This window comes from Xylanibacter sp. (genome assembly GCF_057607445.1).
In genome coordinates, this window is record NZ_DBLZAX010000014.1 from 1 (window position 1) to 24,959 (window position 24,959).

20 protein-coding genes and 1 pseudogene are annotated in these 24,959 nt (G+C 44.8%); 11 read left to right on the forward strand and 10 right to left on the reverse strand.

Annotated features, from left to right (window positions below; all coding sequences use genetic code 11):
- Nucleotides 1-251: 251 nt before the first annotated feature.
- From ACZMIG_RS10930 to ACZMIG_RS10950, 5 genes are all read left to right on the forward strand, one after another.
- Nucleotides 252-605, forward strand: coding sequence for a hypothetical protein (locus ACZMIG_RS10930; protein ID WP_021854006.1), 354 nt, complete (start codon nt 252-254; stop codon nt 603-605).
- Nucleotides 606-992: 387 nt separating this feature from the next.
- Complete coding sequence (locus tag ACZMIG_RS10935) at nt 993-1,469, forward strand: DUF4112 domain-containing protein (protein ID WP_302698533.1); 477 nt, start codon at nt 993-995, stop codon at nt 1,467-1,469.
- Nucleotides 1,470-1,595: 126 nt separating this feature from the next.
- A complete protein-coding gene (locus tag ACZMIG_RS10940) occupies nt 1,596-2,357 on the forward strand; it encodes a hypothetical protein (RefSeq protein ID WP_487889546.1) in 762 nt (253 codons plus the stop codon).
- Between the two features lie 456 nt (nt 2,358-2,813).
- Nucleotides 2,814-4,550 (forward strand): ATP-binding protein, encoded by a 1,737-nt coding sequence (locus tag ACZMIG_RS10945; protein ID WP_487889547.1) that lies wholly within the window; start codon nt 2,814-2,816, stop codon nt 4,548-4,550.
- Between the two features lie 30 nt (nt 4,551-4,580).
- The gene (locus ACZMIG_RS10950; RefSeq protein WP_288948598.1) at nt 4,581-5,492 is read left to right on the forward strand and encodes a helix-turn-helix transcriptional regulator; all 912 of its coding nucleotides are present in this window, start codon (nt 4,581-4,583) and stop codon (nt 5,490-5,492) included.
- A 157-nt stretch (nt 5,493-5,649) separates the two neighbouring features.
- On the opposite strand, the gene ACZMIG_RS10955 is transcribed toward ACZMIG_RS10950, so the two are convergent.
- Nucleotides 5,650-6,087, reverse strand: coding sequence for a DUF6515 family protein (locus tag ACZMIG_RS10955; RefSeq protein ID WP_021853998.1), 438 nt, complete (start codon nt 6,085-6,087; stop codon nt 5,650-5,652).
- 275 nt (nt 6,088-6,362) lie between these two features.
- Nucleotides 6,363-7,121: a response regulator transcription factor gene (locus tag ACZMIG_RS10960; RefSeq protein ID WP_418874458.1), complete on the reverse strand. Its 759-nt coding sequence runs from the start codon at nt 7,119-7,121 to the stop codon at nt 6,363-6,365.
- 114 nt (nt 7,122-7,235) lie between these two features.
- Here ACZMIG_RS10960 and ACZMIG_RS10965 point away from each other — a divergent pair, with 114 nt between their 5' ends.
- Nucleotides 7,236-7,880, forward strand: coding sequence for a DUF1349 domain-containing protein (locus ACZMIG_RS10965; RefSeq protein ID WP_418874464.1), 645 nt, complete (start codon nt 7,236-7,238; stop codon nt 7,878-7,880).
- 606 nt (nt 7,881-8,486) lie between these two features.
- Here ACZMIG_RS10965 and ACZMIG_RS10970 read toward each other — a convergent pair.
- Complete coding sequence (locus tag ACZMIG_RS10970) at nt 8,487-10,148, reverse strand: putative transporter (RefSeq protein ID WP_053398142.1); 1,662 nt, start codon at nt 10,146-10,148, stop codon at nt 8,487-8,489.
- A 130-nt stretch (nt 10,149-10,278) separates the two neighbouring features.
- The gene (locus ACZMIG_RS10975; RefSeq protein WP_302952603.1) at nt 10,279-11,724 is read right to left on the reverse strand and encodes a sodium:solute symporter; all 1,446 of its coding nucleotides are present in this window, start codon (nt 11,722-11,724) and stop codon (nt 10,279-10,281) included.
- Nucleotides 11,725-12,261: 537 nt separating this feature from the next.
- Between ACZMIG_RS10975 and ACZMIG_RS10980 the strand changes: the two are divergent.
- Nucleotides 12,262-12,475 (forward strand): annotated as a pseudogene (locus ACZMIG_RS10980) (TrpB-like pyridoxal phosphate-dependent enzyme); the annotation flags it as partial.
- Between the two features lie 783 nt (nt 12,476-13,258).
- Here ACZMIG_RS10980 and ACZMIG_RS10985 read toward each other — a convergent pair.
- The 5 genes from ACZMIG_RS10985 to ACZMIG_RS11005 form a co-directional block, all read right to left on the reverse strand.
- A complete protein-coding gene (locus tag ACZMIG_RS10985; RefSeq protein ID WP_302024649.1) occupies nt 13,259-14,206 on the reverse strand; it encodes a DNA/RNA non-specific endonuclease in 948 nt (315 codons plus the stop codon).
- A gap of 164 nt (nt 14,207-14,370) precedes the next feature.
- Nucleotides 14,371-14,622, reverse strand: coding sequence for a type B 50S ribosomal protein L31 (locus ACZMIG_RS10990; RefSeq protein ID WP_021851667.1), 252 nt, complete (start codon nt 14,620-14,622; stop codon nt 14,371-14,373).
- 105 nt (nt 14,623-14,727) lie between these two features.
- Nucleotides 14,728-16,380 (reverse strand): choice-of-anchor J domain-containing protein, encoded by a 1,653-nt coding sequence (locus ACZMIG_RS10995; protein WP_288947808.1) that lies wholly within the window; start codon nt 16,378-16,380, stop codon nt 14,728-14,730.
- 35 nt (nt 16,381-16,415) lie between these two features.
- On the reverse strand, nt 16,416-17,279 hold the full coding sequence (locus ACZMIG_RS11000; protein ID WP_053398146.1) for a DUF5689 domain-containing protein: 864 nt from the start codon (nt 17,277-17,279) through the stop codon (nt 16,416-16,418).
- A gap of 13 nt (nt 17,280-17,292) precedes the next feature.
- A complete protein-coding gene (locus tag ACZMIG_RS11005) occupies nt 17,293-19,842 on the reverse strand; it encodes a TonB-dependent receptor (protein ID WP_021853989.1) in 2,550 nt (849 codons plus the stop codon).
- A gap of 915 nt (nt 19,843-20,757) precedes the next feature.
- Here ACZMIG_RS11005 and ACZMIG_RS11010 point away from each other — a divergent pair.
- From ACZMIG_RS11010 to udk, 3 genes are all read left to right on the forward strand, one after another.
- Entirely contained in the window at nt 20,758-21,807 is a 1,050-nt protein-coding gene (locus ACZMIG_RS11010) for an endonuclease/exonuclease/phosphatase family protein (RefSeq protein ID WP_053398147.1), read from the forward strand.
- Nucleotides 21,804-22,382 (forward strand): uracil-DNA glycosylase family protein, encoded by a 579-nt coding sequence (locus ACZMIG_RS11015; protein ID WP_370799785.1) that lies wholly within the window; start codon nt 21,804-21,806, stop codon nt 22,380-22,382. Before ACZMIG_RS11010 ends, ACZMIG_RS11015 begins: the two co-directional genes overlap by 4 nt.
- A gap of 88 nt (nt 22,383-22,470) precedes the next feature.
- The gene (gene udk, locus ACZMIG_RS11020) at nt 22,471-23,082 is read left to right on the forward strand and encodes a uridine kinase (protein WP_021853986.1); all 612 of its coding nucleotides are present in this window, start codon (nt 22,471-22,473) and stop codon (nt 23,080-23,082) included.
- 94 nt (nt 23,083-23,176) lie between these two features.
- Here the strand turns inward: udk and ACZMIG_RS11025 are convergent, their stop codons facing one another.
- Nucleotides 23,177-23,776: a DUF308 domain-containing protein gene (locus tag ACZMIG_RS11025; RefSeq protein ID WP_021853985.1), complete on the reverse strand. Its 600-nt coding sequence runs from the start codon at nt 23,774-23,776 to the stop codon at nt 23,177-23,179.
- A 393-nt stretch (nt 23,777-24,169) separates the two neighbouring features.
- Between ACZMIG_RS11025 and ACZMIG_RS11030 the strand changes: the two genes are divergently transcribed.
- On the forward strand, nt 24,170-24,676 hold the full coding sequence (locus ACZMIG_RS11030; protein ID WP_287601896.1) for a histidine phosphatase family protein: 507 nt from the start codon (nt 24,170-24,172) through the stop codon (nt 24,674-24,676).
- Nucleotides 24,677-24,959: the final 283 nt, after the last annotated feature.

Here is a 24,959-nt window from a genome sequence, read left to right on the forward strand (position 1 = left end):
CATTGCTCCGAGGAGTTATTGACATACCATTCTTCCTCTTTAGGCTGACTAAAATTTATGCGTAATATTTTCTTTCCCCACTATTTATCGGGTGAGCCATTATTTGTTGTAACGTGTAACATAATGCAAAAACACAAGAACACTCTTGGGTTAATAATTGTGAAGTGAACCATTGTGAACTTGATTTGCAGATTTAAATGCTCTATTTTTGTTAAATAAATATTGAAGGACACAAATTTGATAAGATAATAATGAAAAACAAAATACCGACTATATCTATAACCGCCATATGCCTTTTGGCATTAATCGTATTGTCATCCGGTATTCAGTCGGAGAAAGGAGGAAAAATGCAGCAGAAATATTATTATTGTGAGTATTGTGGTCATCGCTTTCCGTCAGTGCGCCTGCTGACTTCAGCCCCATGTGTCCGCCATCCCGACGGCCCGAACAAAGGTCGCCACAAGCTGTATGAAGGCACGGAGAAGAGCGAATACACCTGTAAATATTGTGGTCGGAAGTTCCCGTCGATAATGCTGATGACAGCAGCACCGTGCGTAAATCATCCAAAAGGTCCGAATAAGGGCAACCACTCTCCGGCGCTGTGAAAATAACATGGCTCTTTAGTTTTACTGAAATTTCCGTTCAAGTTATTGACCTTATGCTTTAGTATGGCATATCATAGGCGTATCTTTGGAATTGAAAATTAATGTATAACGTAAAAAATAAAGATTATGTTAAGAGGATTTATAAAATTTCATTGCACCGAGTGTGGTAATAACTTCATTGGTCCGGATATAGAATATGCTGCAACCATATTTTCAATGCCACTGCGATGTCCAAAATGCCAAAGTATCAGGACTTTGCCAAAAGGTTATTTAACTCAGCCTAATAATCTTAAATTTTATAAGAGTATTTGGGAGAGATATGAGAATAAGTAATTCAAAATAAACATTAGTAGACACTAATGATGTTTTATATATGATTAAATGAATATGAATATTTCAGAGTATGAAATAAAGTCATCCAAGTCATACCAACTTGCAGAAAGGATTACGCGGTTGATGGATAAATATTATCTTGATGCAGTGTTGGGCTTTTTGCTTGAAGGATTTGGTGACTTGCTCACACAGTTGCTTACGCTGCCTTACATTTATGTCAGTGCAGTTAAGATACGGTCGGTGCCGTTGACACTGGCGGTGATTTATAATGCGCTGTGCGATATCGCGATGGGACTTATTCCATTTTATATTGGTGATGTCATTGACGTGTTCAACAAGTCGTTTGTCCGAAATTTTAAACTGATTGTCGGATTTGTTGAAGGCGACAAAAAGGTTATAAGTGAGATAAACCGCAAGGCGGTGAGGATGGCTGTTCTCATAGTTATGCTGTGCGTAATTATTTATTTCCTTGTGTTGCTGACAATAAAGGTGATGACATGGTTTTGGCACGTTATTGCAGGGCTGTTTTAGTTAAACTGAAAATAGAATAAGCTATATGATTTAGAATGGAAACATGCGGAGATTTTAATATAATTTCTTTTGGCCCTTTTAATTTTAGTATGGCTCATAAGTTAATTCAAATATGATTTATAGAAAATGAATTATAAGCAATTTGAAGATAATATTTTTGCTGAATGGCGGAAGCGTTCTGTCGCCAACGGTGATGGCTGCGAACTAGCACCTGACGGACTGCTTTATCGTGGACGGTTTGTTTATAAAGACGGCTATTGGAGCCGTGAACCGGGCAATGAGAATGCTATATGGGAGCGTGCCAAGAGGCGTGTGTTGATACTTACTAAAGACCTTAATGATGAGGAAGCGTGGGACATACGTGCGGAGACAGGACGCAACAACTTCTCTGGCGAAAATAATGTTGTGGTTTCTGCACCGTTCTATAAGAACCTCATGCGCTGGGTTTACGGATTGCTGACGATCGATGCCAACGGACATGCCAAGAAGTTTGCAGAAATAGACAGACAAGATGTTTATCGGCCATTTTATGACCAGGCACCCGTAGCCCGTGTAAACTGCAAAAAACAAGTAGGTAAGAGCAGTATCGAAACTTCTGTGTTGAAGTCGTATATGGAGCGTTATAAAGACTTGCTGGTGAAACAGATTGCTGCCTATGACGCAAACATTCTTTTATGTTGTGGCGCTTCTGGGGCAATAAAGGATTTTGTCGCAGAGAATTATCTTACAGACTTGCTAAAACTGAACAACTGGGTATATTATTCTCCACGAACCCGTAAGATGGTTATTGACAGCTGGCATCCAACCTATACAGGTGATACGCACGAAAAAATGTATTCAGACATGATGTCGGGCGTTGAAGAAGCGTGGAGCCGGATTAAGCTTTAAGTTATAAAAGTAATATTATCATGAGACTTGTCTGTCAGTGTTTCAGATTGTATGTTGTTGACAGTGTGTACAACACCTTACTTTCCGAAATGCTGACAGATTTTTTTGATGCCAACTACGGCATTATGTAAATTACGACAGAGATTTTTGAAATAAGAAAATCTTGAAAGAGAATATGTTACAATATAGCAAATTCTTTAGGTGTCACTGCAGCGGTCGGCGCAGCATGTTGATGTAATCTTGGTGATATCGAACATGTAAAAGTAGAAAAATATTTTGGTTGTGCTTTATTTTGGCATAGCTAATGGCAATCTTTGCATCCGTGAAACATAATTGTGTGGCTTGGATGTACACGGAAAGGCTGTTAAATAGGTAGCTTTGTCTGAAAAAGACGGAACAGACACCAGGCTCATACAATTTGGAGATGATAAAGCAAAAACATAAAGGATGTATAAGATGGGAGAATTAAAAGTGAAAACAGAAACAGGCGAACAGACAGAAAAGACAGAGAAGAAAGAAAAGCTGACATTGATGACGGCTATGGATAATATCGTAGAGCTCTCTGAAGGTTCAAACCTGAGCGATGAGTTTTATGAGAAGGCAAAACGTTATATCAGTTATGTGTGCCGTAAATTGTCCGTGAACAAAGTACAAGCCGTGCTGCTGTCGCTGTTTGTAGACAACTGCTGGGACAGAGATGTCGAACTCCGAACTTTGGCAGAATATCTGAAATGCCGTATGGTAAGGATGATAAACTACAGCACTGAGATAGACGAGCTTTTAAAAAGAAAGATGATACGCATAAAAAACAGACGTGGTGAAACAACATACGCCATGGGGCCTGATGTGATAGATGCGTTTAAGCATAATGAGGCATTTGTGCCGGCTGAGCCTAAGTTCCTTACTTGCGATGAGTTGTTTTGTGAGATTTACAGTCTGTTTGAATCTCGTGTTTATGATTATTTGCCGTATGAAGAATTTATTTCAGAATTATTCAGTTTGCTTGAAACAAACAGAAATCTCGAGTTTGTAAAGCAGTTGCGTACCTATAAACTTATCTGCGACCATACTGTAAATGACGAAGGCATAATATTTGTTTTCTGGGCAAGTCGTTTAGTTTGTGACAACGATTACAACCTGGACACGCAAAGTTTTAGAGACTTATTCAAGAATAGGGCTATTGCAAATAAGCTGAAGGGTAAGCTCTCTCGAGGCGAAAGCATGCTGCAAAAGAACGGACTGATTCAATTCTGTAATGAAGACGGACTGGTCAACCACGAGAAATATAACCTGACGGTAAAGGCTAAACAGGAGTTTCTGTCAGAGCTGAACATGAATTTGAACGCTACGACCAGATTCAAAGAGCTGATAAAGCATGAAGACATAACGGAGTGCAAGATGTACTATAACAAACGCGAAAGCCGTCAGGTCGAGCAGCTGAAAGAGTTGCTCACCGAAGAAAGATACACCAAAGTGTGCAGCGAATTAAAGAGAGTAGGAATGCGCTCAGGCTTTACGTGCTTGTTTTATGGCGCACCTGGAACGGGAAAGACTGAAACTGTTATGCAGCTGGCTAAGGCAACACACCGTGATGTGATACAGGTGAATTATGCTGAACTGAAAAGTTGCTGGGTTGGCGAGAGCGAGAAGAATGTGAAAAACCTTTTTGACCGTTACCGTACATTGGTGAACTCTTCAGATATAACACCAATCCTGCTTTTTAATGAGGCCGACGCTCTGATTGGTATCAGGCAGAAAGGTGCCGACAGGGCTGTGGAAAAGATGGAGAACTCAATACAGAACATAATTCTTCAGGAGCTTGAACTGCTTGAGGGCATATTCATAGCCACGACGAATCTTACGGAGAATATGGACAAAGCCTTTGAGCGCCGCTTCCTTTATAAGATAGAGTTCGAAAAGCCGAGCATTGTGGCACGATGCGGCATCTGGAAGAGCATGATACCTATAATCAGTGACGAAGATATATGCTATCTGGCTTATCATTATGATCTTAGCGGCGGGCAGATTGAGAACGTTGCGCGCAAGCAGGCCATCGACCTCATCCTCTATGGAAAAGAGAAAATGAGTCTGGAATATATAAAGGAGAAATGTGACGAAGAACTGATACACAAAAATCCGATGCCGAGAGTTGGATTCATTAGTGATGCAGGAATATCACGAAAGACATCGTAATATAAATTGACATTTAAATAAGAATAAAATATGACACAAGATCTTTTTGACAAATACATCTGGCTGGTTGACACCATCTACCGTGCCCGGAACATAACCTTCGAGGAGATAAACGAGCGGTGGCTGCGCTCGCAGCTAAGCGAAGGCGTAGACTTGCCTCTGCGCACGTTTCATAACTGGCGCAAAGCCATAGAGAAAGTGTTTGACATAAATATTGAATGCGACCGCCGGCACGGCTACTATTATTACATCGAGAATGCCGAGGACATGGAGCGTGGCGGAATACGCAACTGGCTGCTCAATACGTTTGCGGTGAACAATCTTATAAATGAGAGCCATCATCTGAAGCGGCGCATATTGTTTGAGGAAATACCGTCGGGCCGGGATTATCTTGCACCGGTGATAGAGGCTATGCGCGACAGCCTGAAGATAGAGATAAGCCATAAGGGATACTTTGACGGCGAGGCTAAGGTTTATACCATAAGTCCTTATTGCGTCAAAGTGTTCAGGCAGCGGTGGTATGTCGTGGGACTATGCGACGAGCGCAATGCCGTGAGGACATTCTCGCTCGACAGGATATTAAGGCTTGACACCACAGACAATAAGTTTACATATCCAAAGGACTTCGACCCTGAAGCATGGTTCTCAAGCTGTTTCGGAATAATAACTGAAGACATCAAGCCGGAACGGGTACGCATAAAGGTGTACGGCCGTCAGCGTATGTATCTGCGTTCGCTTAGACTTCACTCTTCGCAGACCGAGACGGAAACATATTCAGACTATTCCGTATTTGAGTATTACATAAAGCCGACGTTCGATTTCCGTCAGGAACTGCTTTCACGCGGCGGGGCGGTCGAGGTGTTGTCGCCCGGATGGTTTCGCGACGAGATGGCTGACGAAGTGGCAGACATGGCTGTTGCCTATGGGCTGATAAAAAAATAGCAGCATATTTATGAAAACAAAAGTATGAACGCGCATGGGGTTGTTGCAGCGTTCATACTTTCTTTTTATATTCAAAATTAAAGCATTATTTAGGGTTTCCAGGTTTATATCATTTTAGGTCTTGGGGTTATATCATTTTAGATTTGGAATTTATTTTTTATAAGAAACCTACAATTTTGAACTTAAATGCTCCGTTAGAAGTAATTTTCTCGTAAACCACTCCGCCGAATGCATAGCCTATTCTGCCGTGCGGACGCTTAACCGTTACATAGCCGGTGGGCAGACTTGGCACAATCATTCCGATTGACGGCTTTACCACAACGTATGTGCCGCCCCTGTCGCAATAGTAACGTCCGTGTGAGTAGATGTACGGCCTGTGGTTATGATGTATCACCACTCCAGGCGGGCGTCCGTGCGGCGGCGGAGCAGGGCGCTTTTTGTGATGATATTTTTTATGTGGCGGTGCCTTGTGGTGATGTTTCTTATGGTGTTTGGGCTGAGTTATATACGATGTCTCAGTCAGTGTAGAGGCTCCTGTTGTTGCGCATGTGAGCGTCAGAAGCATTAGCAGCGATAATAGTCTGAATCTTCTCATAGCGTAGTCTCCTTTTATTTTGTTATTGTTTTTTTTCCTGTCTCAGTCTCTGTTTCCAGTCAGCTCAGACATTTTTGTTATTTTTCTGTTGCAAAGATAGGCGTAAAATATCTATAAACAGAATTGTTTTCCCTACAAGTGGTTAGGGATTTCCCTAAGCTTTATATGGATTATGGTAGGGTTGGCTGTTTTATGGCTTCGGATATAACATTCTTGTTGCGTAAAATATAAGGCTGATGTTCCACATGTTTTCATCTTCCGTAAAAAACTTTGGCTTATATTATTTTTAGCTCTTTGGCAATTCTGCAGGCCTCAATAGAGTTTCTCACTTGAAGTTTGCTCAGGATATCTTGCCTATGACGACTGACAGTATTAATACTTATGTGCAACATTTCTGCTATGTCCTTGCTTGTCAATCCCTTGTCGATTAAACTTAAAATATGCTTTTCCCTTGTTGACAGAATGTTGTCTTTATTTTGGGCTTCCGGTTGGATTGTGTGGCCGTCTGAAGAATCGATAATTACGCATCTCTCCGAAAAATCTATAACCATAGGGCTATAAAGGCATAAGGCCATATGTAACGTTTCGCATGAAGTTCCAAAAATATAGAACATGCGGTGTATTACTGGGATGTAGCTGTTTGTGGTTGTCCTCATGCGGAGTTTGCTCATCAGATAATAGTCTGCCCTCTTTTTCCTTGGCTGTTGTTTTATGAAGTGCAGAAAGCAAAGTTCATGAAGATGTTTGTCTGCCAGGTCGTCAGGATGAATACGGCTGAATATGTCTTCCTCCCAGATAGAGGCCATTGTCATTTCACTGACATCTCTGCCAAGACCGAATATATGAGAAAATTTGCCATAGAATATATAGCTGACTTTAGCACGCAAGTCGCTCAGTACGGCAATGGCATTTTCTATTTTTGCATAGTTGTATGCCGTGTTGATTAATTCTGCTGTAGCGCTGTCGTAGGCTTTGTCTTTTGAGAAATCCTGTTTTGCGAATTCTTTGTTCAATATGTCTATGGTGTTCTTCATTTTGCAGAAAAAATGGTTATTTTTAATTATTGCGAGTCAATGGTCAATGCTTTACATTTGCAAAGATAATCAAAAAGAATATTTCTTATGATAATTGAAAAGATTAAAAGACTTATGTTGTTATGTGGATCAATGTTTGCCGCTTCATTAACAGGAACGGCGCAGTCGTTAGACAAGATGCAATGGTTTAACGAGCCGGAACAATGGGAGATAAAAAATAATTCGCTTGTTATGGATGTTACACCACACACAGATTATTGGCGTATCTCTCACTACGGATTTACGGTAGACGATGCCCCGTTCTTATACACTATACGCGGGGGCGAGTTTGAAGCAAAGGTCAAGATATCGGGTGACTATAAAACACGTTTTGATCAGGCAGGACTGATGATCCGTATTGACCACGAAAACTATATCAAGGCCGGAATTGAGTTTGTAGACGGCAAGTATAACCTCAGCACAGTAGTAACCCATCATACAAGCGACTGGAGCATAATTCCGCTTGACAAGCCTGTTGAGTATGTATGGATTAAGGCTGTAAGAAGGCTCGATGCTGTTGAGATATTCTATTCGTTCGACGACAAGAACTATACGATGATGCGCAATGCATGGCTTCAGGATAATCATCCTGTAATGGTTGGACTGATGGGAGCTTGTCCAGACGGTGACGGATTTAAAGCCATGTTTGAGAACCTCTCGATAAAGCATCTGCCTGACATGCGTCGTATGCAATGGCTTGAAAAGAACAGCAATAAATAATTTTGACATTATTTGCATTCTAAATATAATTTGAATTATTGCAGCGTATGTAATTATTTTTGATATATTGATGAGCCTTTCTGTGTTTTTAAATATGTAAGATATTCGCGCTGATGTGTGTCAGAATGATATTGTAGCTTTGTCTGGTTTTTAAGATGAAATAGAATTTAAATCAATGCAAAATGCTTTATGATGATAGATAATATTTACAAACCATGTTAAATGGTAAGGATTTGAATGGTAAATGGCCGCTTTATGAGTGAAAACATACCTGTTCTGTGCTCATAAAACGGCCGTTTTTATTGCCTTTTTCAGTGGTTTTTAGGCCTTTTTCATGTATGTTTTGTTGCACATAATGCTGTAGGTTGCCTGTAATATATTGTAATCGTGATATTTATGTTTGCACACGTATTTTTGCGAAATTACGGGCAAAAGATTTTAATTTTAAAATACTGCGGTTTTAGAGTGTGTGGTAAATACAAATAGTAAGAATAAATGTGAATATTGCAGTAAAGTGAAAATTTATCCTTGCTGCAATATTCTATTTTTTTTTACGTATTGGCCGACCGGCTGCAACGTCTGTTTCCTGTGATATAAAAAATGGGGCTAAACCAGGAACATCACCAATACTTGGGCTATGACCACACGGACAAACATGCCAAGCGGATAAACCGATGTATAGCTGATAGATGCAGAGTCGCCTTTCAGCGTGTCGTTGGCATAGCTTAGGGCCATCGGGTTGGCCATAGAGCCGCACAGGATGCCGCATATAGTGCCGAAGTCATATTTGCGTGTAAGCAGGGCGGCTGCTCCTATTATCAGCACCGGTACCACTGTCAGTGCGAAGCCTATGCCTATCCACAGCAGACCTTCGGGGCGCACCACGGTTTCGAAGAACTGATAGCCGGCTTCAAGGCCGAGGCAGGCAAGATAGAGCGACAGGCCCAGCTTGCGCAGCATGAGCGATGCCGACGGCGTGGTGTAGCTTATGAAGTGGGCACGAGAGCCGAGCGAGCCTACCAGTATGCCCATGATGATTGGGCCTCCGGCTATGCCGAGTCTTACGGGGGCGCTCATGCCGGGCAGGCTGAGCGGTATGGTGCCGAGAGCCAGACCGAGCATTATGCCCAGGAATATGGCCGCAAGATTGGGCTCGTTGAGCGTCTGTACGGCGTTGCCCAAAAATCCTTCCACGTGGTTTATGTCCTCAGGTGCGCCAACAACTGTTACGCGGTCGCCATACTGCAGCCTTATGTCGTCGGTGGCCAGCAGCTTTATGTCGCCTCTCTGTATGCGGCTGACGTTCACTCCGTAAGTGTCGCGCAGGTGCAGCTGCCCGAGATGCTTGCCGTTGAGCACGCGGCGCGACAGCACAATGACGCGGCTTTCCACCTGGGCGTCTATGGCGTTCCAGTCTATTTTCTTTTTGTTCCAGTCGGTTTCAATCTTCTTTCCCAGCAGAATCTCTATCGACGGAATCTCGTCGGCCATGGTGACCACCAGCACATTGTCGTTGATGTGCAGTTGGGTGTTGGCCAGCGGCATTATCACCTCGCCGTTGCGCCAGATGCGTGAAATGATAAACTTGATATGCGATTTCTGCGATATTTGTGAAAGCGTCTTGCCTTCCAGGGCCGGATTGATAACGACAAACTGCGCCACGTATGTGTTGTCTTCCTCCATGGATATGCGCGGCTCAAGGTCGGCCGGCTTAACCAGCAGCTTTCTGATTAGTATCATTGCCAATATTACGCCCACTACGCCCAGCGGATAAGTGACGGCGCATCCCAGGGCAGCCCCTCCGCTAGGTTGTCCTGCAGCCTCGAGTGCCTGTTGTGCAGCTCCGAGTGCGGGCGTGTTGGTTGTCGCTCCGCACAGTATGCCTACCATGTCGGGCAGGCTGACGGGCAGGACAAGGCAGAGGCCGAGGGCCATGACGGTGCCTATGACTATGACGCCAAGGCTCCACAGGTTGGCGGCTATGCCCTCGTGGCGCAGCAGTCCGAAGAAGTTGGGCCCTACGTAGAGTCCAAGTGTATAAACAAACACGGTAAGTCCGAATGTCTCGGCAAAGTCGAGCATGCTCTTGTCGGCGCTGAGCTGGAAGTGTCCGGCCACGATGCCTACGAAAAATACAAAGGCAACGCCGAGTGATATGCCTTTGACGTGGAGCTTGCCCAATGCCAGTCCGGCCGCTATGATTAGCGACAGCAGTACCATTGTTTGCAGGGCAGAGTGTGTGGTGAAAAGTCCGTTAATCCATTCCATGATATTACCTGGAAAAATTTTTACCTTAAAACTGATTTGTGGTGCAAAAATACAAAACAAATTTAATAAGCAGGCGCATAATCATGATAAAAAGATGTTTCGTGCCTGCAGATTGTTCTTTTATGTCTTTTTATCTTATGTCTTTGCCTGCATCCTGATTTTTGCCGATTCCGCTTATCCATAGTCCGCAGAAGGTTATGAGCCCGTTGAGAAGTAGCAGTTCGTAACCGAATTTATATCCCGTAGCAGCCGGCACGATGTAGTTGGCGGCAAGACATATCAGAGGTGATGCCACGGCGATATACGGCGCGGCTGTGTCGCTCGCCTTTCTTTTGGTGAGCAGACCGAAGGCAAACAGACCGAGCAGAGGGCCGTAGGTGTAGGAGCAGAGGATGAATATGGCGTCGATCACGCTTGTTGAGTTTATCATCCTGAACAGTAGTATGAACACTGCAAATATCACAGCGATGACCACATGCACGCGGCGGCGCAGGCCAACGTCGGCCGGACGCTCCTTAATGTCTACGCAATAGCTCGTGGTGAGAGCCGTAAGCGACGAGTCGACTGTGCTGGCTGAAGCTGCCACAATGCCAATGATGAACAGCACCACCACGGCAGAACCCAGCTCGCCCGTGGCGGCAAACATGGGCAGCAGTTCGTCGGGACTGTCGGGCAGGGCCATGCCTTTGCGTCCGGCAAGCATCATGAGCAGAATGCCGAGAGAGAGAAACAGCAGATTGACGGGCACGAACGCAAAGCCGTAAGTACACATGTCCTTGCGTGCCTCGGCAAGAGTCTTGCACGTAAGGTTCTTCTGCATCATGTTCTGGTTAAGTCCTGTCATGACAATCACGATGAAAGCTCCGCTGACAAGCTGTTTCCAGAAGTTTTGCGTGCTCATCCAGTCGTCAAACACAAACATGCGGCTGTGGCTGTCGGCAACAACAGCCTTTGCAGCCTCGCCTAAGTTCATGTCGAGCTCTCCGGCCACCTTTATTATTATCAGCACCAGCGCACCTAGCATGCATGCCGTCTGCACAGTGTCGGTCCATACCAGAGTCTTTATTCCGCCCTTGTGAGTATAGAGCCATATAAGGAACATCAGCACGGGCACGGTTACGGCAAAGGGCACATTATAGGCATCGAGCACAAAGCGCTGCAGGATGATGCACACAACGTAGAATTTCACTGCCACGGCCGTGAGGTCAGACAGAATGAAAAATGCGGCTCCCGTCTTGTACGACCGCGTCCCGAGGCGTTCGCGCAGGTACGAATATATTGTGGTAAGATTTAGTCTGTAGTATACAGGCAGCAGGATGAAGGCTATGGCAAAATATCCCAGTATGAATCCGATGCACGTCTGCATGTAGGTCATGTCCATGTGCATCGCCATGCCCGGCACAGAAACGAAACTGGCACCGGACACCGACGCACCGATCATGCCGAAGGCAACCATGTACCATGGCGACTTGCGGTTGGCGCGATAGAATGTTTCATTGTCGGCCTTACGTGATGTTAGCCGGCTTATGCCGAAGAGGACGGCAAAATAAATCAAGACAGTAATCAGAATAAGCATAATGCAAAGGTAGTGTTTTTTTGTAAACAACAAAGATACTTCAGTGTTTTATTTGTAACCGGCAGAGCTTGTTCGCAGTTAATTTTGTCACAAAAATCCGTTTATCGGCCTTTTTTGCCGTTATATAATAAGGTATGGAATCAAATTGTAAGTTTTTTTGAATAAATTATTTGAAATTTTCTTGTTTTTTATAAAGAAAAATATTAAATTTGTCCTCGTAAGATGTTGAGAGTAACAAACGGAAATATAAATTGAGATATAAAGGGGCATAAGAGGTCTATTCTGCAGGAAAAGGAGATGCCAAACATGGTGGTATAATATATAGATAGACGTGGTTAGCAAACCGCTGCAGCCTCTTAATCTGGCAACAAAAGAGCAATTGAAAAACTTTTCTCGTGTTCTGTGAATAGTGTTGCAGATAGAAGTTTGACAATAAGCATGCATGGATGGACATCCCCAATGAGGTGCTCGATATGCGTAAATATTAACGTTCAGCGCCACTTGAGGATATGCGCTTGAAAAGGCGCTCGATATTCGGCTCCTGATATCTGCCACGCCATGGCGGCAAACATACGTGAGGCAGCTAAGTGCAGATAGAGGAGAACAGAAGGTGATATTGCTTAATCTAAGCGGCCACGGCCTAATAGACATGACTGCTTATGATTAGTATCTCAACGGAGACCTGATTAACTGTTCGTTGTCCGATGACGATATTAAGAAAAACATAAATGCTCTTGATTCCATAGGCTGAAATGCTTAAATATTGTCCGGTCATGCGGATTGGTGAAAATGACTTGATGATTATTTATAATATGGTTGATGGAATATATAGACAAAGTTGATGGATGTTGAAATTTAGGTTGATATAAATTATTGGGAATAAGTTGTGTATAGCCGAATCTTGCAGTGATGCAAGCGGCACAGTGTCTTTATATTCAGTTGTAGTAAGGAGGGACTTGCATAAAAAACATTTATGGCGAGACGGGTGCTGATAAACAAAACACGGATTTACCATACAATGTAATTTTACTCATAGTCACAATTATGCAGTTGTTAGTCATTATGTTTTTTTGCATACTCTCTTTACAATGATAATAAATGGAAAATGATTGATTTTCAGATGTAACACTCGGCTCAAATCCAATTCTGATTTGAGCCGATTTTTTGTTTTATAGAATCTGTATCAGCCCCGATAATGCTGCAACAATATTTGAATTTGCTCTTAAATTGGCAAGATGTTTCTTGTCTGTATATATTGTTCTGATTGACAATCAGTAATGACGGAATAAAAATAGATATTGATGATAATGTTATTATGGATACATTGGTAGGATAAACTCGCAGAGTCGTAAATATCGAATGCGATTATTGGCTATTGTGTCTATTTTAGGTCGTTTGGGTGTTATTCACGTTTGTATTTTCATGCTATATCTAAGCCAAATCAGTCTTGACATGATGAATGTGAAGAGCCATATCAATCTCTGCATTTTGGGGTGATGATATGGCTCTTCAGATATTTAAATGATGTAATCGGTTATTTCAGTCCCCATGCTTTAATGGCTATGCTGCTTTCCACCTTGTTCTCCGTATCGTCAGGCAGATTGCAGAAGAAGTCGATGCCCGTAAGTTCTTCGAGCCGGTCTATCGTAACTGCATATAGTGAAAGCGGGTCGTCTGTCCGCCATTCGTCTTTTTTCTGTTCGGCCCAGAAGCCTATAGCTCTATAGCCCTCGCTGTTTTTTAGAAGGCATGCCATGAAGAAATATTTTGGTACGATAAGTTTACCCTGTATTCTTGAAATTATCTGGTCTTCATTGTCTATTGTTCCTCCTTTACAGACGTATAGCGTATCAGTCTTTGCTCTGGGAGTCCATGAACGTACCTGATCCTCCATTCTTACCCATAGGCCTTCGCCTTGATCCTGACCACTGTTTGTGTAGCCGTTAAATTTGTGATATTGCGGCTGCATGTTGGTCATATAGAAAGTTTGGTAGTTTGCATCATAAGAAAATTTCCTGTCTGCGTTAGGGCAGATGTGCCCATGCTCATATCCGGAGCCATAATAATAGTCTTCAGCCCAATAATACTCTGAGTCGAGGTTGGGGTCGTTATGATAGCTGTCAGTCACACGACTGTAATTTCCGGTGTAGCCTTGGTGCATCTGATAGCACGACCAGCGCTGCGATTTCTTGCTACAGTCCCATTCGACACAATAGTTGATTTCGTCTTTGTCATACTGTTTATCGCCTTTGGTCCTGTATATGAGAACTATGCTGTTGCCTCCTTTCAGGCGTGGAAATTCAAGTCGGGTGACAGCCTTGTCTGTGGTAACCTCATTCTTATTGAGGTTTATCTCTTCTTTTCCGCTCCCTCCGTTGTCGTTGTCGTCATTGCTGCATGAGATTGTCAGCAGAATAAATGACGGCAGAATTATTGCGAGTTTGAGCAGGGCTGTTTTGCTAAAAATACTTTTTACAGACATAAATTTACTAATAACTATGATGGTATGATAATGAACAATCCGCATAAGCCAGCAAGAAAAAGATGCGGAAAGAGTAGAAGTGTCTTTAGACAAAAAGTGCGCTTAAACGTATATGCAACTACGCCCAAACGCACTTTGTATGTTAATCGAAATATGGTAATCTATTATTTGCGAGCTTTACCATAGCGGCTCATGAACTTGTCTACGCGACCAGCTGAGTCAACGAGCTTGCTCTTACCTGTATAGAACGGGTGAGATGTGCTTGAAATTTCGACTTTTACCACCGGGTAAGTTTCGCCTTCAAATTCTACTGTCTCTGTAGTCTTGCATGTAGAACGTGTAAGGAACATATCGCCGTTGGACATATCCTTAAATACGACGGGGCGATAGTTTTCTGGATGAATACCTTTTTTCATTTTGTTCTTAAATATTGTTGTTAAAAATATAATTACACATTACAGGCTGCAAAAATACGAAGATTTCCGCAGCCTGCCAAATGTTTTGGTAATAATTTTTATAAATTATTTTATAATGACTGTTCCTCCCATGCTCAAGGTGAAGTCGTCGATGAGGACATCTCCGCCAGGATTCTTAGAGTTCATAATCACTACGCAATATGTTCCGTCTGCATCAATAGTAAAGGTGTGTGTAACTTTTACCCATTCGCTGCTTGTAATGTCATTTGTGTAGTCGCCATAGAAATAGTTGCCTACTTTTCCGTCTGTAACAGGTACGTATCCCGGACGTACTGATGCTCCTGCAGATGTGGCAGCCTTGGCGTAGAATGTCATTGTGTATTCACCGGCTTTGAGCTCTATTTCTTTGTATGATATACGCTTGTTGTATTTTGAATCTCCGGCAACTTTTACTGAATATGAACCGCTGTGAGCGTCTGTACTCATAGAGAGTGTTGCATTTCCGGCTGTAGATGTTGTCGACCAGTTGTTGGGAAGACCTGACACCCATGCCTCAAAGTCGCCATTGGGAGCTGTAAGATCGCCTGTGTCTCCGCCCGGCTGCTCTTCTACTGAACCGTCTTTTACAGAAAGTTTCTTAACTTCCCATGTTGATGACTGCTGGTCGTTGCATGTATGGCGCAGTGCTATAACAACCTTGCTTCCAATATACTCAGCAGGAATGTTGACGCTCTTTTCCATAAATGTGAAGCTTGTGCCTAAGCCGTTTGTGTCATATTCGAGCATCTTCCATGTTGCTGTCTTTACGTCGCCGTTGTAATCTTTGCTTATAACGATAGAGTTGTTGGCGTTGATGTCACCTTTCTCATAGTTGATGGCATGATTAATGGTGATATATGCCTCTGTTGTGCTTGTAAGGTCGATTACAGGGCTTACGAGATATGTAACACCTGCTTGGTTCTCTTTAGAGCCGTCTCCGTTGAAATCCTGGAAACCTGTAACCATGGCGCTTGAGTAGTCGTTATACCATTTAAGGCTTCCGCTTGCAGACTGTGATGTAAATGAACCAAGTGAAGAAGAGAAATCCTGGTCGATATATGTGCCGTCAGGAGTTTCGCTGCCGCCTTCTTCAGGTGCCTTGCCTTCCTGAACCTTGATGCTCTTGACCTCCCATGTTGATGACTGGCTTTCTGAGCAGGTGTGGCGCAGTGCTATAACAACCTTGCTTCCCATGTATGATGCAGGGATGTTTACGCTCTTCTCGCAGAATTCAAAACCTGAGTTCAGACCGTCTGTATTGTAGCTTAACTGCTCCCATGTGGCTGTGTTTACGTCGCCTGAATAATCCTTGCTTATCAGGATAGTGTTGTTTGTATTGATGTCGCCTCGTTCGTAGTTAAGCGCATGGTTGATGGTTATGTATGCGTTTTCAACACCTGTAAGGTCGATTTCGGGGCCAACAAGATATGTAACTCCCGCCTGGTTCTCTTTCTGACCGTCGCCATTGAAGTCCTGGAATCCTGTAACCATAGCGCTTGAATAGTCGTTGTACCATTTGAGCGAGCCGCTTGCTGATACAGATGTGAAGCTGCCTAACGAGTTGGTGAAGCTTTGGTCGAGCAGTACGCCCTCAGGCAAAACTACCTCACCACCGCCGCCTGCATTGGGATCGTCATAAGGAGCGGGAACGTCTTCGCAACTTGTGAATGAGAATGCTGCCATAGCGAGGGCAAGCACTGAAAATAATATCTTTTTCATAACTGTTGTTCTTTTATTGTTTTGTTAAATGTTTTTTATTCTGATATTTTGAAGTCTGAGTCAGAACGCATCAGTATCTGCCATGTGTTGCTGTAGCGTGTGAAGATACCTGTTATGTCAAGTTTCTCCTGTGGCATTACTGTTCCGGCAAAGTCGGCATACGTGCTTGAACGTACTACGAATTCGTTTGAAGAGAAGCCTTCTATTGGACGGCTTACGCCGTTGCCGCCGTCTTTCTCTGATTCAGGTGCAAAAGTCTTCACGCCGTCGGCATCTTTGAGTCTTACACCCTTTACAACCATGAGGCGTCCGCAGTTCTCTTTCATGTAGCTGGCGTCTTTTGCCTTGCTGATGTCAAACTCGAGAGTGTCTATCTTTGACGCATCAGCTGCGCCCATCAGCTTGAAGTGCTGTTGCCATACAGTCTTGTTCATTCTGCTCGGGAATGTCTTTCCGCTTGCATTGGTATACGGAGTGCCGATTTGCGGCTGGTAGCCGTAGGTTCCGATATAGAGGTCTTTCAGGTTTACAAGTATTTCCTGACCTACAGGCAGAAATCCGAAGAGTCCGCCCTGAGAGATGCAGATAAGTATTGCTCCTGTGCCGTCGTCGACAGCCACTTCGCTATAGATGTTTCCGCCAATGTCGTTTCCTGTTACGCGGGCCTTTATCTGCAGGTCGTCTGTTATGCGCGCCGTATCGTTCTGGTTGGCCAGGGTTGATGCATATTTGGCTTTTAGGTCGGCAATAGATATTACGTTTGTCTCCTGTATGTCGTTATTGCCGTAGGGCGCGGTGTCTCCTGTCGGGTCGCTCCAGTCTTCGTCCATGCATGATGTAACTGAAAGTCCGAGGGCCAGCGTGAGCATTATCAGTTTTATATATTTAATTTTTTTCATCGTCTTTTGATTTTTAGAATCTGTAAGTAATGTTCAGCATGCCGTTAGTTCCGTAAGCATAGAATTTCATCGGGTTCTTAGAGAAGCGGTATGCGCGGATGTTGCCAGAGCTTGTGTAGTCGCTTCTGCTCTGCTCATATCCTCCGGTGCAGAGGTTCTGGTTGTTCAGGATGTTTGTAACCATGAGGTTGATAGAGAGCGATCCACGTTTCAGATAGATGCTTCGGCCGATTGATCCGTCAAGCATGAATCCGCCGTGGCCCTGTGCCTGCTCTAATGCAGATGCGCGCACGTTGCCTTCATTGTCGTAGATGTCGCCTACAGCCTCCTGACGTGCATTGAGTGTGCTCTCGTATCTGTAGCATGGAGAATAAGAGAGGTAGATGCGGTCGTAGTAGTTGCAGCTGAGGTCGAGATACCATCCGCCGCTGTGATAGCTCAAGCCGAGGCTTGCTGCTGTGAGCGGTGTGCCAGAGTCGCGCATGCCTTTGTTGTATACTATTTCGTCGGTGTAGAGCGCGCTTGTTGAGTTCATGTAGCGTACATGAGCGTTGTTCTTGATTTTGGCGTCGCTGATAGTACCGATAAGCTTGATGTCGAATGCGCTTGTAACCTTGAACTTAAGTCCGGCTTCAACTCCGTAATACTCTTTCTTCATGCCTGTCAGAGATACGTATGAGAACGAGTTGATATCGTCGAAGTAGAAGTTCTGCCAGTCGGTTACGTTTGTCAGATAGCTATAGTAAGCGTTGATGTTGGCATGCAGCCATGATGTCTGCAGCTGATAGCCGATTTCGGTGCTGAACACGCGCTCGTTCTTGAGGTTGAGCACGAAGTCGTTGTTGATTTCAGGAGATGCAAACGCATTTCTTGCCTGAGGTGCGCGGTGCTCATATCCGGCTCCGAAGGTCAGCGTGTTGCCGCGTCCGAGGTTGAAGCTTGTGCCGAGCTTGAAGCCTCCGTCGAGGAACTGGGCTGTCTTGCTCTTGCCGTAAGAGTTGTTGGCTGCCATACCGTTACGCATTCTACCGTCGCGCTGCATGCTGGTGTATCCCAGTTTTGCTGCTATGGTGTAATGCATAATGCCGAAGTTCTCGCTGTAGCTCGACCATATCTTGCCGTTGTTTACGAGCAGGTTGTAGTCGTAGCCGAATCTGTCGCCCTCTCTTACCACGCCGTTGCGGTTGTTAAGGTCGTACTGTATTTCGTCGGCGTTGCGGTCGTATGTTCCCAGGGCGTATGTGTTTATGTTGTGATATGTGGTAGCTCCGAGCAGGTCTTCCATCGTCTGATAGTGCATGCCTTTGTTTGTAGATGCGATGATACCTAAGTTGAGCTGACTGTTCTTGCTGAGCTGCTTGTTCAGCGTTGACGCGAGTGATACTGTCAGCGCGTCGTTGTGCTTGGCCTGGATGTAGTACATGGCGTCGGCTCCCTGTGCTGAAACCTGGCGGTTAGAATAGTACAGGCGGTCCCAGTTTATCTGGCGGTTGGCCTTCGACGAAGTCCAGTAGTCGTATGCCGTGTTCCAGTCAGCCAGGCATTGCTCTGTACGGTTGGTGGCGTCGGTCTCGTCCCATACGTCATAGTAGCTGCTCGGCATGTTCTTCCAGTAGTTGGGGTGTGGGTTGTCAGCATTGTTGTAGTTGAGCTTTGTGCTCTTATACATGCTGTATTTTCCCATGAGCGACGTGGTGAGCTTTGTCTCGTCGTCAATCTTCCAGTCCCATGTCAGCAATGCTGTAGGTGCAAAGTCTGTCACGATGCGCGAGTTGCGCTTCTTGCCGTTCTGATATCCCCAGTAAGGGTTATAGTAGCGGTCGTTTGCCAGCCAGTACATCTCGTCAGTACCTGCACCCTGTGATGCACGCTCCGTGGGGTTGCCCCATGTTACTAACGAGAGCGAATGTGCGCCGTCGCCGAACACCTTCTGCACGCCGAGGAAGTAAGAGAGCGAGTTGTAGAATGTTCCCTCAACATATCCCTCGTTGGCCCAGCGGTAAGTTACGTTGCCCGAGAAGGCCCATCCCTTGCTGTTGAGTCCTGAGTTGAATGTGTACATTCCGCGCAGGGTGTAGTTGCGGTTTGCGCCGCTCAGCGTCAGCCTGTGGCCTGTGGGCATGGCAGCCGGGCGGAAGTTATAGTTGTTTGCACCGCCCATTGACGGCATGGCAAAGTTGTTGCTCTCAAAGGGCAATGAGAATTCCATATTGCGTGTCTGCTGGTTGAGTCCGCCTACGACCGAATAGCGGAACTGTCCAGACTCGATGTCGTTCATCGGTACGCCGTTAATGTAGATGTCGTTGAATTTCTGGTCGAATGCACGGTAGCGGAAACGCATAGGTGAGAACAGATATCCAACCTCGCTTGCATAGATGTTTGAGTTAGAGTTCACTATGGTTACGTTTTGTGACATGTCATCGTCTTCGCCCAATTGTGCCTCCGTGAATGTGAATGCCGACTCACTCAAGACGGCACCCCTTTGCCCTATGGAATCGCTTTGCGCATGCAGCAAAGGCGTATAGCATAAAGCAATCACTGCTAATTTCAGCTTTTTTTGCATAATAATGGTTTTAGGTAATAAACTTTTGGCAAAGATAATTTTTTTTAGATAAACATCAAAAATAAAACAAAAAATAATCTTTTTGCTTGCTTCTTTTTGTGTTAAATTTAATCAGAGTGTAATATCTCCACGTTCATTGGCCTTGAATAGCCCGTTTTTACTAGCTTTATGCAACTTTAACAAGCGGTGTTCTTGCAGTTTGCTTTTTTGTTCTATTTTTCGCATGCCACGGTTTTTATGCAGTTTTAGCCTGCGTTTTTTCCAATGGCGTTTTGGTATTTTTTCGTGCAGTTTTTTGTCCGTGTATTATGGTTGGCAAAATGCCGTTTTGCAAAAGGTGGTCTTTTGGCTTCTGAAAGACCACCTTTTACATTGCAATATGCCACCTTTTGCAGCCTAAAAGGATACCTTTTACAATGCCGTTTGTAACTTATTGTATGTCAGTGTGTTATCTCTTTGTGCGTGAGCGCCGTGCGCACGGTAGTCTTTGTCCGGCTTTGGGCTTGTGCGTATGTGCAGTTTGGTCAGCGTGTTCCATGCAGATGTTGAGCTGTGTTGAGGCTTGTCGTGATGTTGCCGGGTGCGGCAGTCTTGGACCGATGCGTTGTTTTGGACCGGCGTGGGCTTTAAGTTGCAATATGGGCATATGCTGATATGCTGTGACGTATCCTTCAGGTTTCTCCCGGTTGGCGCTGATGTGGGTTTTTGGCGCAGTGTGTCATTATTGTTACTTGTTTTCTACAAATTTGTTTCAAAATCCGGATAATCAAAAAATAAAGTATCTAATTTTTTGAATTATCTTTAAGTTGCATTATCTTTGCAAAAATAACCACCACCTCCGAAAAGCCATGCTTTCAGCATTGCCATGGGGGATAAATCAGAAAATTGTATTGAAGAAACAATGATTTTTATATTATGAAAAAGTTTAATCTGTTAATTGTTTTGTCTCTCTGGCTTGTTGCCGTGAGCAGTTTTGCACAGAAGAAATACTCAGTGTATGCCGTAGGTTTCTACAATCAGGAAAACCTTTTCGACACATGTCATGATGAAGGCAAGAAAGACTATGAGTATCTGCCCACAGGTTCGTCGCGCTGGAACGGTCTTAAGTATTCGCATAAGTTGCGCAACATGGCCAAGGTGCTGGCCGATATGGGCACCGACGTGCTGCCTGACGTGGGATGTGCTGTGATAGGACTGTCTGAGGTTGAAAACGCCAATGTGCTCAACGACCTTACGGCGCAGGAGCCTCTTCGCGCGCGTGGATATAAATATGTACATATTGAAGGACCCGACAGCCGCGGTATCGACTGTGCGCTGCTCTACAATCCGTCTATGTTCACAGTCAATAAGTCTACGCTGCTGCCATACATACCCGACGAGACCATGCCTGCCAACTTCCGCACGCGCGGATTCCTCACCGTTACCGGCGAGCTTGCAGGCGAGCCTGTTACGGTCATCGTGTGCCACTGGCCGAGCCGTTTCTCAGGATCTTCATATCGTGAGAGGGCTGCACAGCTCGTCAAGAACATCAAGGATTCGCTTGTCAGCGAGAATCCGGCAATGAAGGTGCTCGTTATGGGCGACATGAACGACGACCCGACAAACAAGAGCATGAAAGACATATTGGGAGCAAAGGCCGAAGTGAAGGACGTAAAGGATGGCGACATGTATAATCCGTGGTATAACATCCTGACAAAGCAGGGCGTGGGCACGCTCTCATATCAGGGCTCATGGAATCTTTTCGACCAGATAGTGCTTACGCCAAACATGCTTAACCGCGACGGCAAGAAAGACTTCTCGACACTGAAGTTCTGGAAGAATCAGATATTCCGCCGCGACTATCTATTCAACAATGAAGGAAAATACAAGGGCACGCCTAAGCGTACACACGGAGGAGGCATCTGGCTCGACGGATACAGCGACCACCTGCCTGTTGTTGTTTACTTGGTAAAAGAGCAGAAATGAGCGTTACAGAAGAACATCCGCTAAGGCCTTTTCTGCCTGAAAACACACGGTTGCTGATGCTCGGCAGTTTTCCGCCGGCACGCAACCGTTGGTGTATGGATTTCTTTTATCCCAACTTCATCAATGACATGTGGCGCATATTCGGCCATATATTCTTCGGCGACAAATTGCATTTTGTAGACAGTGAGGCGAAGACTTTCCGACGTGAGGACATCATCAGTTTCCTTAACGAAAAGGGCATAGGTCTCTACGACACGGCGTGCAAGGTGTGCCGCACAAAGAATACGGCATCAGACAAAGACCTTGAGATTGTTGAAGCCACCGACCTCGGCTCGCTGCTGGACTCCATACCAACATGCCGCGCCGTGATAACCACGGGACAGAAGGCTACGGACACATTTGCCTCTTACTTCGGAATAAAGCAGCCGAAGGTGGGCGAGGGCGTCGGCTTTTCTGCCTTAGGCCGCAGCTTGACGCTATACCGCATGCCGAGCAGTTCGCGCGCATATCCGATGAAGATTGAGCGTAAGGCCGAATATTATGAAAAAGCCTTCAGACAACTTGGCCTTATTTAAGCAATAAAGTTATTAACCATAAATCCGCAGGGCATATCTACCTTATTAAATATAAGACAACTGCCTGCGACTAAAAAACATATAGAGTATGACCATTATTGGAATAGCCGGTGGAACAGGTTCGGGCAAGACCACCGTTGTGAGAAAGATAGCCGAGGCGCTGCCGCCGCATCATGTGGTTGTGGTTCCGCTCGACTCATATTATAACGACACGTCGCACATGACCGAGGAGGAGCGTCATGCCATAAACTTTGACCATCCTGACGCTTTCGACTGGAAACTGCTTATCAAGCAGGTAAACGAACTGAGAAACGGACAGGCCGTTGAGCAGCCCACATATTCGTATATCAAGTGTAACCGACTGAAAGAGACGCTGCACGTTGAGCCGAAACCGGTGATAATCATTGAAGGCATCATGACTCTGCTCAACAAGAAACTGCGCGACATGATGGACCTGAAGATATTTGTTGACACCGACTCGGATGAGCGTCTGATACGCAACATACAGCGCGACGTGCTCGAACGCGGGCGCACCGTAGACATGGTTATCAGCCGTTATCTCGAAGTGCTTAAGCCCATGCACGAACAGTTTATAGAGCCTACAAAGAAGTATGCCGACCTCATAATTCCGCAGGGAGGAGAGAATCATAAGGGAATAAACATCCTTTGTAAATACATAGAAAGTCTTGTAAACGTTTAATGCCTCTTCATTGTAGCGTTGACGGCATTAGACCTCATTCTTATAACAAAACAATAAAGGCTGTCCGACATTGTCACGGCAGCCTTTGTTGTTATTAGTCTTTGTCTTTTATTGTCAGATTTGTCTCGATGCGCTTGCGCTCACGGTGAATCTTAAATGCGTTGACGCATTCTGTTGCGCCATAAAGCAGCAGGCACCATCCTATGATAAGCAGCGGCAGCGATGCCGTTTCCATTGGCTTAATCAGCACAAGCAGGCCAGTGAGGAATATCACCGACGGGCATATCCAGAACCACAGTGGCACGCGGAACATCCTTTTGGCATTGACCAGAACCATAAACTGGTTTATGGCTCCGAGGATGATTATGGCTCCGAGAAAGTACATCAGCGACTTGACAAACAGACCGGGCACTATGGTCAGTATCAGACCGAGCAGCACGCTGCCTATTCCTACAATAGGGAATGTAGGCTTGCCCGTTACAATAAGTCGCCCTTGAGCGTCGTAAATTTCAGTGTCTGATGCGTGCGCCCTGGCGTTCAGATATACCGCACACGATATTGCACCCGACACGAGAAACAGCAGTCCGATGGCAATGGTTATGCCTTTCACGGTGTTGTCGGGGTTGTTTATCAGCAGTATGCCGATAATTATTGCGCATATAGCGCGAAAAACAGAACTTTGCAATACTTTCATGTCTGTAGATTTTATTTAGATTTTCTTTTATATATAGTCCTTAAGGATTATTATTGTCATGCAGTCATTATGCAGTTTTATTCTTCCTGCCGGCCATGCGGCATTCAGGCTGTAAGTTCTTTGCTCTTTCTTACAAAGATAGTGCGTTTTGTCTTTGTTTACAATAAGTTTAACTTATTTTATACAAAGAATGATAACAAAGTGATGCTGGCCGTGTCCGGCTTGATTTTATCCCGCTGCCGGCACTGTATATTGGCGCTGTTAATATGCATGCAAAGGTTTTCGTGTCCTGCCGTCAGCTAAAAAACAGATAACATCAGGCTTAAGCTGACTTTTATTTTGTTTTGTTCTCGTTATGTATTACCTTTGCATTGATTTGAAAACTAAAGAAATATGACAACGCTTTATCTTGTAAGGCACGGCGAGACTGTGGACAACGCAAACCACATCATGCAGGGACAGACGCAGGGCGAGCTTAACGACAAAGGACGTGAGCAGGCCCGCGAACTGGCTGTGCAGATGTCATCCGAGCATATAGATGTCTTTGTGGCGAGCGATTTGTGGCGTGCTGTTGAGACATGTAGAATATTAGCAGAGCCTTACGGGGCTGAAGTTATTACCACGGAACTGCTCAGAGAGCGCGACTGGGGCAGCTTTACCGGACGTTACATACCTGATTTGAAGGATGTTGAATGGCCTGATGACATAGAGACAATTGACGCTTTGAAATCAAGGGCAAGGCGCTTTATTGATTTTATACGTGAAAATTTTCCTGAAAAGAGAGTGCTTGCCGTTGGGCATGGCATTATAAACAAGGCCGTTCAGGCTGTGTTTTATGACAAGGAAATGAAGGATATTGCGCCTATGCGCAATACGGAGGTAAGGCAGCTGATGCTTTAGTCTTGGTAGGCTATAAGTCTGCCGGGCGCTTATGGCAGTTCATCTGGTTGTTGCCTGTTGCCGTCAGATGTTCTCCGTAGGTGCAGTATTGTCCGTATTATGCGATTGCATAAGGCGCTGATTACGGCAAAATAACATAGGACCGACGAGGATTTCTCCTGTCGGTCCTGGTGTTTTTGGACTGTTGAAGACCATGTATCTTGCTGTTTAAGAAGTAGTCTTTATTGTAGGAATTGCAGATTTCAGTCCTCAACAGTCACTTATTTTGTTATCAGTTTTAATG

What these genes read in the sequence shown, in the direction of transcription:
- ACZMIG_RS10940 (WP_487889546.1), top strand. Translation starts at nt 1,596, where the DNA reads ATGAATTATAAGCAATTTGAAGATAATATTTTTGCTGAATGGCGGAAG.
- ACZMIG_RS11000 (WP_053398146.1), bottom strand. Translation starts at nt 17,279, where the DNA reads ATGAAAAAAATTAAATATATAAAACTGATAATGCTCACGCTGGCCCTC.
- ACZMIG_RS10975 (WP_302952603.1), bottom strand. Translation starts at nt 11,724, where the DNA reads ATGCTTATTCTGATTACTGTCTTGATTTATTTTGCCGTCCTCTTCGGC.
- ACZMIG_RS10960 (WP_418874458.1), bottom strand. Translation starts at nt 7,121, where the DNA reads ATGAAGAACACCATAGACATATTGAACAAAGAATTCGCAAAACAGGAT.
- ACZMIG_RS11010 (WP_053398147.1), top strand. Translation starts at nt 20,758, where the DNA reads ATGAAAAAGTTTAATCTGTTAATTGTTTTGTCTCTCTGGCTTGTTGCC.
- ACZMIG_RS10935 (WP_302698533.1), top strand. Translation starts at nt 993, where the DNA reads ATGAATATTTCAGAGTATGAAATAAAGTCATCCAAGTCATACCAACTT.
- ACZMIG_RS10945 (WP_487889547.1), top strand. Translation starts at nt 2,814, where the DNA reads ATGGGAGAATTAAAAGTGAAAACAGAAACAGGCGAACAGACAGAAAAG.
- ACZMIG_RS10985 (WP_302024649.1), bottom strand. Translation starts at nt 14,206, where the DNA reads ATGTCTGTAAAAAGTATTTTTAGCAAAACAGCCCTGCTCAAACTCGCA.
- ACZMIG_RS10950 (WP_288948598.1), top strand. Translation starts at nt 4,581, where the DNA reads ATGACACAAGATCTTTTTGACAAATACATCTGGCTGGTTGACACCATC.
- ACZMIG_RS11005 (WP_021853989.1), bottom strand. Translation starts at nt 19,842, where the DNA reads ATGCAAAAAAAGCTGAAATTAGCAGTGATTGCTTTATGCTATACGCCT.
- ACZMIG_RS10990 (WP_021851667.1), bottom strand. Translation starts at nt 14,622, where the DNA reads ATGAAAAAAGGTATTCATCCAGAAAACTATCGCCCCGTCGTATTTAAG.
- ACZMIG_RS11025 (WP_021853985.1), bottom strand. Translation starts at nt 23,776, where the DNA reads ATGAAAGTATTGCAAAGTTCTGTTTTTCGCGCTATATGCGCAATAATT.
- ACZMIG_RS10965 (WP_418874464.1), top strand. Translation starts at nt 7,236, where the DNA reads ATGTTGTTATGTGGATCAATGTTTGCCGCTTCATTAACAGGAACGGCG.
- ACZMIG_RS10955 (WP_021853998.1), bottom strand. Translation starts at nt 6,087, where the DNA reads ATGAGAAGATTCAGACTATTATCGCTGCTAATGCTTCTGACGCTCACA.
- udk (WP_021853986.1), top strand. Translation starts at nt 22,471, where the DNA reads ATGACCATTATTGGAATAGCCGGTGGAACAGGTTCGGGCAAGACCACC.
- ACZMIG_RS11015 (WP_370799785.1), top strand. Translation starts at nt 21,804, where the DNA reads ATGAGCGTTACAGAAGAACATCCGCTAAGGCCTTTTCTGCCTGAAAAC.
- ACZMIG_RS11030 (WP_287601896.1), top strand. Translation starts at nt 24,170, where the DNA reads ATGACAACGCTTTATCTTGTAAGGCACGGCGAGACTGTGGACAACGCA.
- ACZMIG_RS10995 (WP_288947808.1), bottom strand. Translation starts at nt 16,380, where the DNA reads ATGAAAAAGATATTATTTTCAGTGCTTGCCCTCGCTATGGCAGCATTC.
- ACZMIG_RS10970 (WP_053398142.1), bottom strand. Translation starts at nt 10,148, where the DNA reads ATGGAATGGATTAACGGACTTTTCACCACACACTCTGCCCTGCAAACA.
- ACZMIG_RS10930 (WP_021854006.1), top strand. Translation starts at nt 252, where the DNA reads ATGAAAAACAAAATACCGACTATATCTATAACCGCCATATGCCTTTTG.